Annotated in this window: 14 protein-coding genes, 1 riboswitch and 1 other annotated feature; of the genes, 10 read left to right on the top strand and 4 right to left on the bottom strand. The window is 47.7% G+C overall.

Features of this window, described 5'->3' with window-relative positions; genetic code table 11:
* Nucleotides 1-424 precede the first annotated feature (424 nt).
* The 3 genes from ABR335_RS15405 to ABR335_RS15395 all read left to right on the top strand — a co-directional run bounded on the left by ABR335_RS15405 (nucleotide 425) and on the right by ABR335_RS15395 (nucleotide 4,397).
* Nucleotides 425-2,053, top strand: a complete 1,629-nt coding sequence (locus ABR335_RS15405) for a glycerol-3-phosphate dehydrogenase/oxidase (RefSeq protein ID WP_013858258.1) — start codon at nucleotides 425-427, stop codon at nucleotides 2,051-2,053.
* 255 nt (nucleotides 2,054-2,308) lie between these two features.
* Entirely contained in the window at nucleotides 2,309-3,577 is a 1,269-nt protein-coding gene (gene dctA, locus ABR335_RS15400; RefSeq protein ID WP_061566194.1) for a C4-dicarboxylate transporter DctA, read from the top strand.
* Between the two features lie 139 nt (nucleotides 3,578-3,716).
* Entirely contained in the window at nucleotides 3,717-4,397 is a 681-nt protein-coding gene (locus ABR335_RS15395; RefSeq protein ID WP_350346369.1) for a Crp/Fnr family transcriptional regulator, read from the top strand.
* Nucleotides 4,398-4,898: 501 nt separating this feature from the next.
* On the opposite strand, the gene ric is transcribed toward ABR335_RS15395, so the two are convergent.
* The 3 genes from ric to ABR335_RS15380 all read right to left on the bottom strand — a co-directional run bounded on the left by ric (nucleotide 4,899) and on the right by ABR335_RS15380 (nucleotide 8,155).
* Entirely contained in the window at nucleotides 4,899-5,603 is a 705-nt protein-coding gene (gene ric, locus ABR335_RS15390) for an iron-sulfur cluster repair di-iron protein (protein ID WP_265114482.1), read from the bottom strand.
* A 195-nt stretch (nucleotides 5,604-5,798) separates the two neighbouring features.
* Nucleotides 5,799-6,335 (bottom strand): YceI family protein, encoded by a 537-nt coding sequence (locus ABR335_RS15385; RefSeq protein ID WP_350346368.1) that lies wholly within the window; start codon nucleotides 6,333-6,335, stop codon nucleotides 5,799-5,801.
* A gap of 701 nt (nucleotides 6,336-7,036) precedes the next feature.
* Entirely contained in the window at nucleotides 7,037-8,155 is a 1,119-nt protein-coding gene (locus tag ABR335_RS15380) for an NADH-dependent flavin oxidoreductase (protein WP_350346367.1), read from the bottom strand.
* A gap of 143 nt (nucleotides 8,156-8,298) precedes the next feature.
* On the opposite strand from ABR335_RS15380, the gene ABR335_RS15375 reads away from it, so the two are divergent.
* From ABR335_RS15375 to ABR335_RS15360, 4 genes are all read left to right on the top strand, one after another.
* The gene (locus tag ABR335_RS15375) at nucleotides 8,299-8,772 is read left to right on the top strand and encodes a hypothetical protein (RefSeq protein ID WP_350346366.1); all 474 of its coding nucleotides are present in this window, start codon (nucleotides 8,299-8,301) and stop codon (nucleotides 8,770-8,772) included.
* A 135-nt stretch (nucleotides 8,773-8,907) separates the two neighbouring features.
* Nucleotides 8,908-9,930 carry an HD-GYP domain-containing protein gene (locus tag ABR335_RS15370; RefSeq protein ID WP_350346365.1) on the top strand — a complete coding sequence of 341 codons (1,023 nt, stop codon included), beginning with the start codon at nucleotides 8,908-8,910 and terminating at the stop codon, nucleotides 9,928-9,930.
* A 240-nt stretch (nucleotides 9,931-10,170) separates the two neighbouring features.
* Nucleotides 10,171-10,352 (top strand) — a binding site (T-box leader).
* Between the two features lie 85 nt (nucleotides 10,353-10,437).
* The gene (locus ABR335_RS15365; protein WP_026684984.1) at nucleotides 10,438-11,820 is read left to right on the top strand and encodes a glycine--tRNA ligase; all 1,383 of its coding nucleotides are present in this window, start codon (nucleotides 10,438-10,440) and stop codon (nucleotides 11,818-11,820) included.
* Between the two features lie 924 nt (nucleotides 11,821-12,744).
* Nucleotides 12,745-12,894, top strand: a riboswitch (cyclic di-AMP (ydaO/yuaA leader).
* 109 nt (nucleotides 12,895-13,003) lie between these two features.
* Nucleotides 13,004-14,824, top strand: coding sequence for an APC family permease (locus ABR335_RS15360; RefSeq protein ID WP_046722022.1), 1,821 nt, complete (start codon nucleotides 13,004-13,006; stop codon nucleotides 14,822-14,824).
* A gap of 174 nt (nucleotides 14,825-14,998) precedes the next feature.
* Here ABR335_RS15360 and ABR335_RS15355 read toward each other — a convergent pair whose 3' ends face one another.
* Complete coding sequence (locus ABR335_RS15355) at nucleotides 14,999-15,835, bottom strand: undecaprenyl-diphosphate phosphatase (protein WP_013858270.1); 837 nt, start codon at nucleotides 15,833-15,835, stop codon at nucleotides 14,999-15,001.
* Nucleotides 15,836-16,009: 174 nt separating this feature from the next.
* Here ABR335_RS15355 and ABR335_RS15350 point away from each other — a divergent pair, with 174 nt between their 5' ends.
* The 3 genes from ABR335_RS15350 (at nucleotide 16,010) to ABR335_RS15340 (ending at nucleotide 18,913) form a co-directional block, all read left to right on the top strand.
* On the top strand, nucleotides 16,010-16,195 hold the full coding sequence (locus ABR335_RS15350; RefSeq protein WP_017551739.1) for a twin-arginine translocase TatA/TatE family subunit: 186 nt from the start codon (nucleotides 16,010-16,012) through the stop codon (nucleotides 16,193-16,195).
* A 623-nt stretch (nucleotides 16,196-16,818) separates the two neighbouring features.
* Nucleotides 16,819-17,844, top strand: a complete 1,026-nt coding sequence (locus tag ABR335_RS15345) for an AI-2E family transporter (RefSeq protein ID WP_017551741.1) — start codon at nucleotides 16,819-16,821, stop codon at nucleotides 17,842-17,844.
* A gap of 268 nt (nucleotides 17,845-18,112) precedes the next feature.
* Complete coding sequence (locus tag ABR335_RS15340) at nucleotides 18,113-18,913, top strand: amino acid ABC transporter ATP-binding protein (RefSeq protein ID WP_372510097.1); 801 nt, start codon at nucleotides 18,113-18,115, stop codon at nucleotides 18,911-18,913.
* The last annotated feature ends 450 nt before the right edge of the window (nucleotides 18,914-19,363 follow it).

Genomic DNA, 19,363 nt, shown 5'->3' with positions numbered 1-19,363 from the left:
GGCGGCCACTGCTTTTCAATAGATTGCTATGGTTCGGTTTTCACAGCACCTTGGATTCCCGGCCATCCGGATGTGACTGCAGAAAATGCGGTATTCAGCCGGTTTTCCTTCGATGGCTTGTCTATTGGACTTTTAAACAGCTTTCGGGAAACGTGGCCGGCTATTGCTTTGTTGCCGCGCATGGTTCGGGCACTATTGCCTTCCATGCTTTGGCCGGCGGTGCCTTATCTGTCGGGGCAACGGCATGAAACAGGTATTACTCACATTTGCCCGGTGCATAACAGCTGAAAATCAGCGGAAGGTCTGTTATAATAAAAACAAGTTCATAAAATGTCAAGAGATGCAGAGAGACCTGGCTTGTTTTATGGGAGTTTTCCATAATGCATGTGTCAGGTCTCTTTTTATTTTGAAGGAGGAGATGAAAATGGAATTTTCAGGAAAACAGCGCGGGACGGTTTTACAAGGCATGAAAAATAAAACGTTCGATCTGCTTGTGATCGGCGGCGGCATTACAGGGGCCGGCATTGCGCTTGACGCAGTGACGCGCGGCATGTCGGTAGCGCTTGTCGAGATGCAGGATTTCGCGGCGGGCACGTCAAGCCGGTCAACCAAACTTGTCCATGGGGGCCTGCGGTACTTGAAGCAGTTTGAAGTAAAGATGGTGGCTGAAGTCGGAAAAGAGCGCGCCATCGTTTATGAAAACGGCCCGCATGTGACAACGCCGGAATGGATGCTGCTGCCGTTCCATAAGGGCGGCACGTTCGGCGCGTTTACAACGAATATCGGCTTACGGCTGTACGACTTTTTAGCTGGCGTGAAAAAAACGGAACGCCGGAAAATGCTGTCGGCTTCGGAAACCTTAAATAAGGAACCGCTGATCAAAAAAGACGGGCTGAAAGGCGGCGGTTATTATGTCGAATACCGGACGGACGACGCGCGGCTGACCATTGAAGTCATGAAAGCAGCTGTCGCACATGGGGCGCTGGCTGTAAACTATGCAAAAGCGGAAGAGTATTTGTATGAAAACGGCCGTATCTGCGGGGCCACTGTTCGTGACCAGATCAGCGGGGAAACCGTAAATGTGCGGGCGAAAATGGTCGTCAATGCGACCGGGCCGTGGAGTGATAAAATGCGCAATAAGGACGGGAAAGGGAGCAAAAGCCTCCGCCTCACAAAGGGCGTGCATATTGTGTTTGACCAAAGCATCTTCCCGCTCCGGCAAGCCGTGTATTTTGATACGCCGGATGGCCGCATGGTGTTTGCCATTCCGCGCGGCGGCAAAACGTATGTCGGCACAACGGATACATTTTACGACAAAGACCCGATTCACCCGAAACCGCTCCCGGAAGATATTGATTACTTATTGAAAGCGATCCGCTTTATGTTTCCGGAAGTCAAAGTGACAGCCCATGATGTCGAATCAAGCTGGGCCGGCGTCCGTCCGCTGATTTACGAAGAAGGAAAAGACGCCTCCGAAATTTCGCGTAAAGATGAAATTTGGGAATCCGAAAGCGGCCTCGTGACAATCGCAGGCGGCAAACTGACCGGCTACCGGAAAATGGCGGAAACGGTTGTAGATCTTGTGGCGCGCAGGCTTGGCGGCAATTTCCGGCCGTGCCAAACGAAGCACTTGCCGATTTCCGGCGGTGACGTAGGCGGCTCTGAAAAATTGCCGGCGTTTGTCAAAGCAAAATCAAAAGAAGGGGAAGCAAGCGGCCTGTCTGCTGAAGCAAGCCGGGCGATTGCGGAAAAATATGGCACGAACGCGGATCACGTATATGCATACGCGAAAAGCTGGAAAGACGACTATCCGCTGCCGCGGGAAGTGTACGCCGTATTGAAATACGCAGTGGAACAAGAAATGGCGGTAAAACCGGTCGATTTCTTCATTCGCCGTACCGGTGCCCTTTTCTTTGATATCAACTGGGTCCGCAAATGGAAAGAGCCGGTCATGACATGGTTGGCCGCCGAATTTTCCTGGGATGCGGAGACAGAACAGGCGTACAGGGAAGAATTGGAAGAAGCATTGCGAGAAGCGGTACCGGAAGTATAAACTTGTCCCGGAAAAAGGCACAGACCCTGGTGGCGACTATTCATATTGGGAGTATACGTTCCCAGCATTCTTTCAAAGACAGCTGGAAAAAAGCAGCGGGCACTGTTCCGCTGCTTTTTGCGTTTTGTTTAGACCATGCTTTGTTAAAAGCAAAATTTTTTTAATATAAAAATAGTGAAAACGGGAGAAACCTGTACTATAATAGAAATATAATTCGTGATACTAAAATGTAAGCGCAAACAGAGGGGATGGCAAATGAGGATCAACTTTCGGAATCTTACAGTACAAGTCGTGATTGGCATCATTCTGGGGATTATTGTAGGGCTTGTTTCACCTAAATTCGGCGCAGAACTGAATATTCTCGCGCAATGGTTTATTAAACTCATCAAAATGCTCGTCCCGCCGATTATCTTCTTTACGGTCATTATCGGGATCGGCGGCATGGGGGATTTGAAAAAAGTCGGCCGGATCGGCGGCAAGGCGCTTATCTATTTTGAAGTCGTCAGCACGGTTGCGCTCGCCATCGGTCTGGTTATCGTTAATTTAATCCAGCCTGGCCACGGCATTGATACAAGCCATGCGAAAACAAGCCAGGTTTCACAATTCGTCACGCAGGCAAAAGACAACGAACACGGTTTTATTGGTTTTATTTCCGGTATTATTCCGGAAAGCATCGCCGGGGCTTTTGTCAAGGGAGACCTTTTGCCAATATTATTCTTTGCGGTACTGTTCGGGGTCGCTGCTGCATCTCTCGGGGAGAGGGCAAAACCGGTTATCCGCTTTTTTGAAGACATAACGGAAATCTTCTTTAAAATTGTCGGCATTGTCATGAAAGTGTCGCCGATCGCTGCATTCGGGGCAATGGCCTATACAGTCGGCCAGTTTGGCGCAAGCTCGCTGATCAATCTCGGCGAATTAATGGGATCCGTCTACCTGACGATGATCATTTTTATCGTGCTTGTCCTCGGCGGGATTGCGAAAGCGTTTGGGTTTAATATTTTCAAATTCATCGCTTATATAAAGGAAGAACTTTTACTCGTGCTCGGGACTTCTTCATCGGAATCGGCGATGCCTTCCCTGATGAGAAAACTCGAAAAATTCGGCTGTTCAAAATCCGTTGTCGGCCTTGTCGTTCCAACCGGCTACTCGTTTAACCTGGACGGCACCGCCATCTACTTGTCAATGGCTTCCATTTTCATTGCGCAGGCGTACAATGTGCACCTGACGATCGGGCACCAAATCATGCTGCTGCTGATTTTAATGCTGACATCAAAAGGGGCGGCGGGCGTGACCGGTTCCGGTTTCATTACCCTTGCTGCGACTTTGTCTGCGTTCCCGGTTATCCCGGTTGCGGGGATCGCACTGTTGATCGGCGTGGACCGGTTCATGTCCGAATCGCGCGCGCTCACAAACATTATTGGAAATGCCGTCGCGACGGTCGTCATCTCCAAAACAGAGAAAGAATTTGACGAAAAGGAAGCACCGGAAACGGTTGCCCATCCTACAGAATCGATTCCTTCTTAATAAGAGGCGCTCCGATTGGGGCCCTCTTCTTTTTTTACATTGGCTTTGGGCAGTGTGCTTATTTTTGTGTACAATAGAGTGTGTTGAAGGGATTTGTCCTGCAGGCCGCCTGCAGCTGCGTAATGAGGAAGTGAGCGCTTTGGAAAACCTGCGTAAAATGCCGCTTTTTAAAGGACTCGGGGATGCGGATCTGGCTGTGATCGCAGAAATATCCGTTAAAAAGCATGTCGAAAAGGGTGCGCATATTTTTTTCCAGGGGGACCCGCAGGAGGCCGTTTATTTTATTGAAAGCGGGGAAGTGAAAATTTACCGCACCGATGCGAACGGCAAAGAGCAGGTTGTCACACTGCTTCGCGATGGCGACATGTTCCCGCATGTTGGTTTTTTCCGGAAAATAAGCTACCCGGCGAATGCGATGGCGGTTGTGGACACGAATCTCGTTGCCATCCGGATTGCTGATTTTGAAAGCGTGTTGCTCAACAATCCGCAGCTGACCATGACTCTATACGGTGTGATGAGTGATGAAATCCTTGACTTGCAGGACCGCCTCGAAGCCCAGATTTTAAACAACGCTTACGAGCAAGTGGTCAAACTTTTTCTGCGCCTCGCCCGTACACATGGCGTTCAGGAAAAAGACGGGCTGGTCCTCGTGAAAACCCCGCTCAACAACTCAGACCTCGCCAACATGATCGGCGTCACCCGCGAAACGGTCAGCCGCACGATCCGCCAGCTTAAAGAAAAAAACCTCATTCTCCCGCAGGAAAAAGGCACGTACTTCATTCACCAGGAAAAACTGACAGAGGAACTGCTTGGGGAATAAAGAACTTCCCGCCGGTAAGAATTAAAGCAAAGAAAGACATGGGAGCAAAACGTCCTTCATCCGGGGTGATGAAGGACAAAAGACTGGCACCTGTGCAACGGAATGTCCTTCATCGAGGGTATGAAAGACAAAAGAGAGTCGCCCAGGCAGCGAAATGTCCTTCATAGAGGTGATGAAAGACAAAAGAGAGTTGCCAGGGCAGCGAAATGTCTTTCATCGGGGTGATGAAAGACAAAAGAAACGCCCGTAAGCAGTGAAACGTCTTTCATCGAGGGTATGAAAGACAAAAGAAGGGCACCTGTGCAACGAAATGTCCTTCATCGAAAGTATGAAAGACAAAAGAAACGCCCGCGAGCAGTGAAACGTCCTTCATCAAGATAATGAAGGACAAAAGGGGAACGAACGCGCAACGAGTTGTTCTTCCCCGAGGCCAGAAAAGAAAAATGAAATGCAAAACCGTCCCTTTTTAAAAGGCTGTCCTCCCAGGCAGCCTTTTAAAAGTCAAACGGCTTCTTCGAGCAACCGCTTGAATAGAATATTATTTTCCAGGTGAATGTGCTGGAATGTATCATTTTCAAAATTTTCAAGGCGTTGGTACACGAGCTGGAATGTACGGCATGCCCCTTCCGGCAATGTATAGTTATTGGTAATTTCGCGAAGCCGGTGCAAAATTTCCCCGACAGCGGCATGTTCTGTTTCAAGATCGGCCAAACCGGCTGTCGCGGCTTTCAGGTTAGCGGCAGATGGATGGCTTTCGTATGCACGAATGGCCGGGAATTGTTCAGCGTCTTCTTTTTCAGTATGCGCCAGCAGTTCTGCCTTTAATTGGCTAAACAGTTCATGCACTTCGATGAGATGCGGGTGGTTGCCGCCGTGGACGCGCATCACTTTTGTCACATACGGGCTCAAATTTGGCAGCTCCTCGCGCAAAAACGCATGGTGGGTGGCCTGAATGTGGTTGACAATTTCCGTATAGCCCGCTTCATTCCAATTTTGCCCAACGGCTTTTCCGGCATATTGGCCATAAAGGTTGCAAATGGCATCAACCAGTTCATCTGCTGACAGGTTGCGCTTTTCCGCTGCTTCTTTCACAGACACATTGCCGCCGCAACAAAAATCGATACGGTTTGCTTTAAACAGATCCGCCGCTTTTGGAAATAAAGTTACAATTTCCCCGACAGTCTGGTTTGTTGTAAAACGTTCCATTGAATTCACTCCTCCATTCCATTGCTGTCTTCATCATAAACCATCAGCACCCGCTTATTTGTGATGCACATCACAAAAAATGAGACAAGTTCTTATTTAGAAAAAAAGCATCCCAAAATATCCGGGATGTTTTGGCCATAAGAAGCATGATCTGACCAAAGAAAAAAGCGCCAATTTAAATTGGCGCTTCCGCAATTATTCTGCTTTGCTTGCTTCTAATTCCACCGTAAATTTGATTTCATCGCCAACGAGGACACCGCCTGTTTCAAGGGCTGCGTTCCAAGTAAGGCCGTAATTGCTCCGTTTTACGGTCCCTTCTGCACTAAAGCCGGCTGTTTCCGCGCCGCTCATCGGGTTTTTCGAAATCCCTTCAAATGTGACTTTAAAGGTTTCTTCTTTTGTCACGCCATGAATCGTTAAATCACCGGTAACGTTATAATCATTGTCCCCTGCCTTTGTAACCGACTTGGAAACAAATGTAATATTCGGATATTGTTCAGCATCTAAGAAATCTGCAGAACGAAGATGATTATCGCGGTCATCATTTTTCGTATGAATGCTGCTGGCATCAACAATAAAAGAAACTTTTGCATCCGTTAAATCTTGGGGATCAGCTTCGATTTCGGCTTCGAATTTTTGAAAAGACCCTTTTACTTTTGAAATCATCATATGTTTTACTGTGAAATCAATGGTGCTATGTGCATAGTCAACTGCCCATTTTGTTTTTGTCATCATGAATTCCTCCTGTCTTTAAAACTTACTTTTCGTAACTTAGTTTAATATTGTAAGTGAAAAAAGTCAAGAAAACCGAACCCTTTTTTTAAAAGGGTTCGGTTTCTGAATCAGCAGGTAGGCAGAACCCTGCATGTTAACAGTGCTTTTTGCACTTTCTTTCGCAGTATAGTGGTTCTTACACCAGGCAGAATCCTGCGTTGTTAACGGTGTTTGCGGGAACCAATCCGGGTACGCCGTAAGTCGCGCAAAAGCCGCGTGCTGAAAACCCGCAGCAATACGTGCCAGTCAATAACTGGAGAAGGTAGGTAATTCCAGCCCAAAAATTGCATGCCAACTTATATATAATGATGCCCATTCCATCGCATCTATATACTCTGGCTTTAGCTCTAGGCCAGATTGGACAAGTGCAGCCATTCATTCCTTGACCATTACATATGCTTCAATTCAGTTGTCAACCGAGCTTCGCGGCGCAGCCATTCATTCCTTGGTCATTACGTATACTTCAATTCGGTCGTCAACCGAGCCCCGCGGCAAAGCCATTCATTTCTTGACAATTGCGTATGCTCAATTCGATCGCCAACTGAGCCCCGCAGTAAGCCACTCATTCTTTGGCAATTACGTATGCTTCAATTCGGTCGTCAACCGAGCCCCGCGGCGCAGCCATTCATTCTTTGACAATGCCGTGCAACATGCAGATGTCATTCTGCAAACGGGAACCAGCCCGGCGTTGAGATGATCATCTTCCACAGCGGTTCCGGAATAACGAGCCGTTCGCGGTCGCCTTTTTGTAACGCGGTTTGAATCGCATCCTTTTGTCCGGCTTTGATTTTTTCCACCCAATGCGGTTCCATGACAAGCTCACGGCCGAGGGCAATAAGTGGCACGCCGGTTTCCATTGCTTTCAAAACCTCGTCTCCTGTGTGCAGGGAACCGACGCCGATCAAAGGCACGCGGCCTGCAGTATGTTCCACGATCTGTTCCATGCGCGGACGGCCGGGTTCACCGCCGCGGCGGGCTTTAGACCAGAAATGCTGCAGGGAAATATGCACGTAGTCGAGCTCTTTTTCCATCAGCGCATCCAACAGCGCGAACGTGTCATCCATCGTAATTCCCGGTTCGTACGGTTCTTCCGGGGACAAGCGGTATCCGACTAAAAACGGCCGATCTGCATATTCCTCCACCGCTTTTTTCACAGCATCAACGACAGCAAGCGGGAATGCAAGCCGTTTTTCCAGGCTGCCGCCCCACTCGTCTTCACGCCGGTTCGTATACGGGGAGAAAAATTGCTGAATCAGATAACCGTTTGCACCGTGAATTTCAACGCCGTCAAAACCGGCTTCGATCACGCGGCGTGTTGCTTCGCCAAATGCTTTCACAATTTCAGCGGTTTCTTCTCCTGTCAACGCGCGCGCATGGACGCTGCCGTCTGACGAATCTGTTTCACTCGCGCTCACAACATCCCCGCCGGGCACGAGTTCAGCCGGGCATTCGCGGCCGCCATGGTGGATTTGCACAACCGCTTTTGCGCCGTTTTGCTGAATCGTTTGTGCCAGTTTTTTCATGCTCTCAACCATTTCATCTGTATGCACGCCGGGTTGCCCGGTAAACGCTTTTCCGTTTTCCGTAACATTGGCACATGCTGTCACGACCATCCCCGGTCCTTTGGCACGTTCCGCGTAATAACGCAGCTCAGCATCGGAAATCGTGCCGTCATCATTCGAGGAATAATGGGTCATCGGCGCCATCACGATGCGGTTTTCCGCCCTGACGCCGCTTTTAAACGTAATGGGTTCAAACAGTTTATCGTATTTGCTCATGGTAGTGCTCCTTTCCTGTTTGCTTTCGCTTTTTTATTATGCTCCAATCTGCAAAAAAACGAAAACGAAAAGCACCGATTCAACCATGCAGGCATATCATATAGGAAAGTATTTTTTACATCATGAATTGGGAGACGTGAATGATGAGTGATGTCCTTTTACTGCTTCAAATGGTGGCAAAAAGGTTGAGTATCCTTTCGTTGATTACAGCGGTATTGCTGTTGTTGTCCCATTTATGGCTGTACGCTGTATTTGCGTTCATCATAATGGGCGGCCTGATTTGCGTTGACCGGATCATCAGTGAAAAAGGCCATTCACGGGCAGCGGAAAACCAGCGCTATTATACTTTGATCGTTGTGACAGATGAAGAGTGGTATGAAGAAGAGCATGTGCCGTTTCTTGAAATGGATCATGTCTCCTTGGAGCTGCATTATCAGTATGAAGATATCCGCCGCATCAATCCGCTGATCCAGCTGCAGGCGTTTCCCGGATTTGTTCTCGTCGAAACGGATGATACAAAAAGAATAGAGGAATTGTTGCAAAACCCGGCGCTCGTTACGGGAAACTATGCGGAAGTCGTACGTTTTCTGAAACAGGAAAGTGCGGTGGAAAACTGATGCCCGCTTGCAATGGGATGCCTGGCAGGTAGCGGAACATAAATGAACTTTTTAAGAAAAATCGGAAAGGCTTCCTCTCACGAACAATTCCTGTGTTAAAATGTAAAAAAAGTACGTTCAAGGGGAGCTTTTTCAATGTTTTTTCAAAAAGGGGAAAAGTTAGAAGAAGATTTGTACTCCAATAGCGGCGTCCTGTTGCTGCGGAAAGGGACGTTTCTTACAGAAAGGCTCGCTGCCATTTTAAATAAATATGAAGTCCTGCGCGATCCGGAATTGGACGGCAGGCGCATTGCCACCGAAGTGCCCGGGATCTTCCATGACTTATTATATGAGAGTATTTACCATGAAATGGAAGAACTCCAGCGCATCATTCAAGTGAAAACAACCCTTTGTGATGCAGAAGTGGAGAGTATGGAAAAAAATTTTCGCAAGCTTTACAAAGAAGTGTTTACGACCCGGACGTCTATTTTGGAACTAATGGAGCATTTCTCCGCTGACGAATATTTGTTCAAACACTGTATCCATGTCGGGCTGATCGCTGCCAATATTGGGAAAATTTTGAAGCTGGATCCTGAAAAGCAAAGCCTGCTGGCGCAAATGGGGCTTTTCCACGATATTGGCAAGTTCACCATTGACCCGCAAATTCTCAATAAACCGGGAAGACTAACAGATGAAGAGTTTGCCTTGATCAAGAAGCATCCGGAAGCGGGTTACCGGCTGCTTGAGAAAACATCGCTCGACCCGATGATTTTAAAAGGGACCCTAATGCACCATGAACGGCTGGACGGCTCAGGCTATCCGGATGGCAGGAAAACCATTCCTTTTCTTGTCAGAATTTTATCGGTGGCGGATACGTTTGACGCCATTTGTTCCAACCGCGCATACCGCAGGAGGCAGCCGGTGTTTTTTGCAATTGACGAATTAATGGCGGACGCCGATGCTGGCCGGCTCGATCGGGAAATTGTCCTCCCGTTTGCCAACTTTCTGATGGAAAATTACCGGAAACAGCCGATTACACTGCGTAACGGGGTGAAAGGGAGCATTATCCGTATCCATCCGCTTCATCCAAACCAGCCTGTTCTTAAAGTCGAAGGTTACCCGGTTTTAAACCTGATGGAACAAAAACTGACCTTGTTTCAAATCGCCAATCCTTATTAATCGGGGATTCTTATGTACCCCATGTAAAAAAGACAAAGCGTGTCTTTTTGGAGCCGGAAAGGTGAACCGGAGAGTACGGTCCGGTCCGCCCCGGTAGTTCAACAAAACATTCCCGGAAAGAGCGAAGGGTTTGGCAAAGCGCGGAAGCCTCTGTCACAATAACGCGATTACTACATTCATTCCAAAGCAAGCCGGGCATTGACTTGTCCTGCCCGGTTTTGGTATAGTATTTCTATTCAAATAGCGACGATGAAGGATCAATAGTAGCCGGAACTTTTCCTTTTAAAGCGAGCCGGGGGCGGTGGAAGCCCGGCAAGGAACCCGGTGAAACGGCAGTCCGGAGTTTTTTTCATGGAAAGTGGGTGCGAAAATTTCGCATCAACTGGGGTGGAACCGCGGGAATTCAAGCTCTCGTCCCCAGGCTGTTGCCTGGAGCCGGGAGCTTTTTATATGGAAACATTCCCGTCCCCAGGGGAAACCATTTCAATGAAAAAAGGAGAGATGACAATGAGCGTCACGATGGATCAAATCGTCTCGCACGCGAAACACCGCGGGTTTATTTTCCCGGGTTCGGAAATTTACGGAGGACTTGCCAACACTTGGGATTATGGCCCGCTCGGCGTCGAATTCAAAAACAACGTCAAAAAAGCCTGGTGGAAAAAATTCATCCAGGAGTCGCCGTACAATGTCGGCCTTGATGCTGCCATTCTGATGAACCCGCGCACATGGGAAGCAAGCGGCCACCTCGGCAATTTTAATGACCCGATGATCGACTGCAAACACTGTAAAGCCCGGCACCGTGCCGACAAACTGATCGAAAATGCCCTGCATGAAAAAGGGATCGACATGATTGTTGACGGCCTGCCGTTTGAAAAAATGGAAGCGCTGATTAAAGAGCATGACATCGCCTGCCCGGATTGCGGCAGCAAAGACTGGACCGGCATCCGCCAGTTTAATCTGATGTTCAAAACGTACCAGGGTGTAACCGAAGACAGCACGAATGAATTGTATTTGCGCCCGGAAACCGCACAAGGCATTTTTGTCAATTTTAAAAATGTACAACGGACAATGCGTAAAAAATTGCCGTTCGGGATTGCCCAAATCGGAAAAAGTTTCCGGAACGAAATCACCCCGGGGAACTTCATTTTCCGTACGCGCGAATTCGAGCAGATGGAACTTGAATTTTTCTGCAGGCCGGGCGAAGAGCTCAAATGGTTTGACTACTGGAAACAGTATGCGCGCGAATTTTTGCTGAATCTCGGCATGAGGGAAGAAAACTTGCGGCTGCGCGACCATGAAAAAGAAGAACTATCCCACTACTCGAACGCGACCACCGACTTTGAATACAACTTCCCGTTCGGCTGGGGCGAACTGTGGGGCATAGCCTCCCGTACCGATTACGACCTGAAACGCCATATGGAATATTCCGGCGAGGATTTCACTTATCTTGACCAGGAAACGAATGAACGCTTTGTTCCGTACTGTATTGAGCCGTCGCTTGGGGCGGACCGTGTAGCACTGGCATTTCTGATTGACTCTTATGCAGAAGAGGAACTTGAAGACGGCACAAGCCGTACGGTCATGCACCTGCACCCGGCCCTTGCGCCATACAAAGCCGCGGTTTTGCCGCTGTCGAAAAAATTATCAGCTGAAGCACGCGACATTTTTTCGGATTTGTCGAAAACGTTTATGGTTGATTTTGACGAAACCGGGTCGATCGGCAAGCGCTACCGCCGCCAGGACGAAATTGGCACACCGTTTTGCATCACATACGACTTCGATTCGCGCGACGACCATATGGTGACCGTCCGCGACCGTGACACAATGGAGCAAACCCGTGTGCCAATCACGGAACTTAAAGCCTTTTTGGAAGAAAAAATTAAGTTTTAAAAAAAGCCCGCAACTTGCGGGTTTTTTTCTTTGTTGGTGCGCCGGACAGCCATAAGCAAATCTATCCTGATCGTAATGGATTTTGGCGTTTGGAACGCCTAATTAGACCATAATTAGACATTTTTAACGGGTTTTACGCTTGGATTTGTCCAATTAGAACGCCTAACTAGACATTTTCAACGGGTTTTCGCCTAATTTGTCTAATTGGATGCGGCGTGTTTTGTCCTTTTGACAGGTTCAAAGGGACATTTCATTCCCGGATGCGGCATGTTTTGTCCTTTTGACAGGTTCAAAAGGACATTTCGGGCCCGGATGCAGCTCGTTTTGTCTTTTTGACGGCTTCAAAAGGACATTTCGGGCCCGGATGCAACTCCTTTTGTCCTTTTGACAGGTTCAAAAGGACATTTCGTTACCTGATGCAGCTCGTTTTGTCTTTTTGACGGCTTCAAAAGGACATTTTGGGCCCGGATGCAATTCCTTTTGTCCTTTTGACAGGTTCAAAAGGACATTTCATTCCCGGATGCGGCACGTTTTGTCCTTTTGACAGGTTCAAAAGGACATTTCGGGCCCGAATGGAGCTCCTAATTAGACAATTCCACCGGGTTCGCACCTCTTTTGGTCTTATGTTTCCAATTGATCCGCCTGCCCCAAGAGGTCATCTTTTCATCCCCAGGTTTTACCTTCCTAACTCTGTTTATCTCTTTACTCCGGATTTGCCGAAAAACCTTGTTTTTTGCATGCTTTAGGCACATTCGGATATTCTTCAAAAGAAGCATGATCGAAAATTAGGTACTGTGAATAAAGACAGTTTGCCCGGGGATATGGCGGGTAAAGATGGACATACCGAAACGCAATTGCGAAATAGTCTTTACAAACCATGGTAACGGGAGTAAGATAGGATGTCGTATGAAAAATTTGTGTTTCATAACTGAACCGCTTAATCCGGAAACGGAACGGGGGAACCAGGTTGGCGGCCGCGCGCCGCTTTGGGGTGAAACCTTTTTTTAAAAAGGCAGGGCCACTCTTATGCCCGAACCCGACAGCTAACCCCGTCAGCGTTATAAGAGAGGATGTGAAACTGTGATCGGGCAATAGACCACAGGGGAGATAAATTCTCTTTGTGGTTTTTCTTATTTTTGGGGAAGCATTTTTGAAACACTGCAGATAAAAGGAGACAATTCAAATGTTCACCACGATAAAACGATTGTTAATTGGGAGACCGCTGCGTTCAAATGAACTCGAAGGCCAGAAGCTGACCAAGTTAAAAGCACTGGCCATTCTGTCATCCGACGCACTTTCATCTGTTGCATACGGGCCTGAACAGGTGCTGATTGTACTTGCCACAGTGGGGACGCTGGCATTTTGGTATTCTATTCCAATTACAGTCGGCATTTTAATTTTATTGGCTGCACTTATTTTATCTTATCGCCAGGTCATTTACTCTTATCCGCAAGGCGGTGGGGCATACCTTGTCTCGAAAGAAAATCTCGGCGTCACCCCCGGCCTTCTTGCAGGCGGATCCTTGCTGGTGGACTACATTTTAACGGTGGCCGTTTCCGTCTCAGCCGGAACAGATGCCATTACTTCCGCGTTTCAGAGCTTGCATCCGTACAGTGTGCAGATTGCGGTTTTTCTCGTTCTGATCATTACGATTTTGAATTTACGCGGGCTGACGGAATCAGCCAATGTGCTCGCATACCCGGTTTACCTGTTCGTATTTGCATTGATTGTCATCATTGTTGTCGGTTTATTTAAAACCGTAACGGGGCAAGTTCCGCAAAACCTGCATCCGCATATCGGTACGCCGGTCGCCGGCATTTCACTGTTTCTTTTGCTAAAAGCTTTCTCATCCGGCTGTTCGGCATTGACAGGGGTCGAAGCCATTTCCAACGCGATCCCGAACTTTCGCGACCCGGCACCGAGAAACGCAGCCCGCACGCTTGCCATGATGGGTATCATTCTGGCATCGCTTTTAGCGGGCATCAGTTTTCTCGCATACTGGCTCGGCATTGCGCCGAAAGAAACAGAAACCGTTGTATCGCAAATGGCACACCGGGCACTTGGCAACGGTGTTTTGTACTATTTCGTCCAGGCAACTACGGCTTTAATTCTCGTGCTTGCTGCGAACACCGGATTCTCTGCGTTCCCGCAGCTCGCTTTTAACTTGGCGAGGGACAAATTTATGCCGCGCATGTTCACGATCCGCGGTGACCGGCTTGGTTACTCAAACGGAATTATTTTTCTCGGCGCTGCTTCCATGATTTTAATTGTCGCATTCCAGGGCAATACCGAGCGCCTCATTCCGTTGTACGCAGTCGGCGTGTTCATTCCGTTTACCCTTGCGCAATGCGGCATGATTGTGAAATGGGTCACTCAAAGACCGAGAGGCTGGGCCGGCAAAATGTCGGTCAACTTTGTCGGTGCCATTATTACATTTAGCGTCCTTGCGATTTTATTCATTACGAAATTCATGCAAGTATGGCCGGTTTTGATTTTCCTGCCGATCGTCATGTTTATTTTCCGGAAAGTGAACCGGCATTACGAGGCGGTCGGCGAGCAGTTGCGGATTAAAGGGGTGTTTCAGGAAGAAATCCACTCCAATGTGATCATTGTCCCGGTGGCCGGCATTACAACGGTCGTGGAACGGACGATTAATTATGCAAAGTCGCTCTCGGATCAGGTCATAGCAGTTTATGTCGCTTTTGACCATGAAGACGAGAAGAGAATGGAAGAAAAATGGAAAGAGTGGGACTGTGGTGTCCGCCTTGTCACCCTGCACTCGTCTTACCGGAGCATTGTCCAGCCGCTTGCCAAATTTTTGGAAATTATCCAGCGGAAAGCAAAAGAAAACAAGTACCAGGTCATGGTACTCATTCCACAGTTCATTCCGAAAAAACGCTGGCAAAACATTTTGCACAACCAGTCCGCGCTCCTCATCCGGATGCGCCTTCTCTGGGAAAAAGACGTTGTCGTTGCAACAATGCCCTACCATTTTAAAAAATAACAAATCTGGATGCACCATTTTCACTGCAATACGGCTGTATCAAAAAAGGCTGCCCGCCACGCGTTCGGCAGCCTTTTTTGATGAGCAGAACAAATTACCGTAGACGCTTCGTTCAACATCAAACGCGGCAAAAGCCAAAATAAAAAAGCCGCGCAACGCCGCGCAGCCAAAATCTTATCGGTTCCAAATCAAAAGAAGCAAAACAATCGCCAAAAGGATGCGGTATATCGCAAACGGGACCAGCTTTACCTTGTTGATCAGTGCGAGGAAAAACTTGATCGCGATTAAGGCGAAAATAAACGCGCTGATGAATCCGGTAATAAAGAACGGAATCGTCTCAGGTGTTACGGCACCCCAATGCTTTACAAGCGAAAGAAAGCTCGCGCCAAACATGATCGGCACGGCCATAATAAACGTAAAGTCCGCTGCCGCACGGTGACTCATGCCAAGCAAGACGCCGCCTGAAATCGTGGAGCCGGAACGTGAAAAACCCGGCCACAGGGCAAGACATTGAAAAAGCCCAACCACAAACGCCTGTCTATATGTAATCTGGTCGACCGTCTCCGTCTTCGGCCGACGTGGGCGCGTGAGATCCGCTACAATCATCAAAATGGCTCCAACCACCAGGGCAACAAGTACCGTATTCACCGAAAACAGATGGGCATCAATATAGTCTTCAAACAAAAAGCCGAGCACAGCCGCCGGAACGAGCCCGGTAATCACATGCGTCAATCTCAGCCGTTCACCGTACATCTGCTCTCTCGTAATATTTTTTTTCAGGCCAAGCAAATTTAAAAATCTGTCCCAAAAAACCACAACCATCGCCATAATGGACCCAAGCTGGATCACCACTTTAAATACATTTGCCGCTTCAGTGCCATAAAGATGATTCGATTTCAAAATCAAGTCATCCACAATAATCATATGGCCCGTCGAAGAAACCGGGGCAAACTCTGTCAGCCCCTCCACAAGGCCGAGAATTGCGGCCACAAACAAATTCCACAAATGCAAAAACGTCACCTCCAGACTACATTATTCTACCATGGACACCGGCCAAAACGAATAAATTTTTTACGAACCCCGCCATGCTTAATCAGAAAATAAATTGAATTCAAGTGATTATAAGTTGAAAATGTTTACAATACACTATAAGATAAAGATAAAGAAGCCCGGGGAGGGGAAAAAATGCCTGGAAATCTCAGCTTTGGCGAAGTTCTCATTATTCTTGTTGTTGCCCTATTAATTTTCGGCCCGTCGAAACTCCCGCAGCTTGGAAGGGCAGCCGGCCAAACATTGCGCGAATTCAAAAAAGGCGTGCGTGACGCCATTGACGAAGAAGAAAAGCCGCAAGTGAAAAAAAGTAAATCATAACCATAGGCCGCTGTAAAACGCAGCGGCCCATTTTTTGCATGCACCCCGCCATTTTCCGAACGCTTTTCATGGTAAAACACCGAAAGACGACCGCCCTGACACCTTCACGAGCCGTCGTGTAAAAATACGACCAGCATACTGCCACTTTTCATCTCATTGCCAGTGCTGCAAAAAATGTCTGATCCTTTTTGCGAAAAACGCAGCAGCCAGTTTTTTATTCGCGCTGCCGTCATCCGAACATTTTTCACGGTAAAACACCGAAAGACGACCGCCCTGACACCTTCACGGGCCGAAAATGCAGCCGTAACGCCCTGTCCCCGGGGACGGATTCAATTTTCCTGATCGTGCTATATAAGTTGAACCAAACATTAGTTGCCAGAAGCAATGTCTATCCTGATCGTAATTGATTTTGACGCGAAAAACTTAAGTTCTTTTTATATAGCAGCAGGAACGGAGGGCTCCCCATGGGCTGATTCATCTGTATGGTTTATTTCCTTTTATGGCAGGAAAAAATTTTACACATCCCTCGCCGGCTAAATTACTTGAACCGGCTATAAATGTGTTAAGATAAGGGTAAATAGAAAAATGGTTCCTTTGAATCCGGAGGGGGCAATAACAATACGATGGAAGACCGGCTGTTTTCATTATTTCAAAAACGGGGGGTCAGAAGGGTCCTTATCTTTGTGCTGATCACACTTATCCTGTATTTTCTGCGCAGCATGATGGACCTGATGCTGCTCACCTTTATTTTTTCCTATCTTGTCAACAGACTGCAAAAAATTGTGACAAGATGGTTTCCGATCAAACGCAGACTGGCTGTTTTAATCGTGTACATTTTGATTCTCGGCGGCCTCACACTCGGCGTGATCAAATATTTTCCGATCCTGGTCAATGAAATTACCCAGCTTGTTATGCAGATTTCCGATTTTTACACAAAACCTCAGCACAATGAAGTACTGAATTATATTGTGAAAAACATCCAGGAAAAGAAAATTGTCGACTACGCACAAAAAGGCGTTTCTATCCTGTTCGATTATTTTACAAGCATCAGCAAAGTCAGCATCCAGGTCTTCATGGCCATTATCCTGAGTTTGTTTTTCCTGCTTGAAAAAGAGCGGATCATCCGTTTTACAAAACAGTTTAAAAAGAGCAAACTTGCAGCGTTTTACGATGAAATCGAGTATTTCGGTGTCAAATTTGTAGGGACATTCGGGAAAGTGATCGAGGCCCAGTTCATTATCGCCGTTGTGAATTCCGTGCTTACCACGATCGGCCTCTGGATTCTCGGCTTTCCGCAGTTATTCGGGCTCGCCATTCTCATTTTTGCTCTCGGCCTTATCCCGGTCGCCGGCGTTTTCATCTCGCTCATTCCGCTCTGTATCATCGCTTACAGCATCGGCGGCGGAATGAAAGTACTGTATGTCCTCATTTTGATTGTCATCGTGCATGCCGTGGAAGCCTATGTGCTGAATCCGCAGCTGATGTCCTCAAAAACGAATATGCCTGTTTTTTACACTTTTCTCATTTTAATTTTTTGTGAGCATTTTTTCGGTCTGTGGGGGCTCATTCTTGGTATTCCCATTGTGATGTTCTTCCTTGATGTTCTTGAAGTTACCGGCCAAAGTACGGAGCCAAAGAAAAAAACATAATGTGCACCAGCCGTTCCGAAGTGGGTAAGCATTTTGGAATGGCTTTTTTTATTGAAAAAAATGGCAGCAGGGCAAGAAACCTTTATAAGCTGTTTCCTATTTATTTAAAAAAGCGTTCTTCCCGGAAATTGAATTCCATTCGCCAAAGAGAACGCCGAGATTTTTAATATTTTATAAAAATATCCTCCCAGGAAATTTACATTAAAAAACAGAAAAATACCTTCAATAAAAATATTGATGTTATCTGAATAGATTGATATACTCTAAAATAGGGAGTAATGGAAGGTTTCTAAATACTGGAAGCGCACACCAAAAAGATGAGCAGCCGGGAGGTGATGATGTGATTTCATTCCGTCATGTCAACAAATACTATGGTGATTTTCACGTTTTAAAAGATATTAACCTTGAAGTAAAAGAAGGGGAAGTCGTCGTTGTGATCGGGCCTTCCGGATCAGGGAAGAGTACAATGCTCCGCTGCATCAACCGTCTGGAAGACATCACGGACGGCGAGCTCTTCGTCCGCAATATGAAAGTCAATGACAAAAAAACCGATATCAACGATCTTCGCAAAAACATCGGCATGGTCTTCCAGCACTTCAATTTGTATCCGCATAGAACTGTCTTGCAAAATATCACGCTGGCGCCGATCAAAGTGCTGGGCCAAAGTAAGGAAGAAGCGGAAAAAAAGGCGATGCACTACTTGGAAAGGGTGGGCATTCCGGATAAAGCAAACGCCTACCCGTCACAGTTATCAGGCGGCCAGCAGCAACGTGTCGCAATTGCCAGGGGGCTGGCAATGGAGCCGGACATTATGCTGTTTGACGAACCGACATCTGCCTTGGATCCCGAGATGATCGGAGAAGTGCTCGACGTTATGAAAGCACTCGCAAAAGACGGTATGACGATGGTAGTTGTCACGCACGAAATGGGCTTTGCCCGCGAAGTGGCGGACCGCGTCCTTTTCATGGACCAGGGGAGAATCATTGAGGACAATACGCCGGAAGACTTTTTCAAAAACCCGCGTGAAGAACGCGCCCGCACCTTTTTAAACCGTGTGCTGAACCATTAACCACAGGCCATGGTACATACACTTGCAAAACATGTGTATCCGGGCAGGATGCTAAAAATGGAAGCAAACGACCGCGGCTATTGGGTACACGCATGTCGGCCGTCGATCGCCGGAAAGCCGGCTACGAATGGTGGCCAAACACCCTGCATCACGCCCGGGCAGGATGCCAGAAATCGGAAGCAAACGATCCGCGGCTATCGGGTGCACGCATGGCGGCATCACTGCCGGAAAGCCGTTTTCTCGTGGCGGCCAAATAACCTGTACCACGCGGGTCAGGATGCCAAAAAATGAAAGCAAACGATCCGCGGCTATCGGGTACACGTACGGTGGCCGTCAATCGCCGGGAAAGCCGGTTCCAGTCGCAGTCATAAACCATTTGCATCTGCATATACATTCATATCCGGGGATGGTGCGCAATCATGGCCATAAGCCAAGGAATGGTAGGTGCCG

This window comes from Heyndrickxia faecalis, from assembly GCF_040267745.1.
Classification (GTDB): domain Bacteria; phylum Bacillota; class Bacilli; order Bacillales; family Bacillaceae_C; genus Weizmannia; species Weizmannia faecalis.
This window is presented reverse-complemented; position numbering and strand designations above follow the sequence as displayed.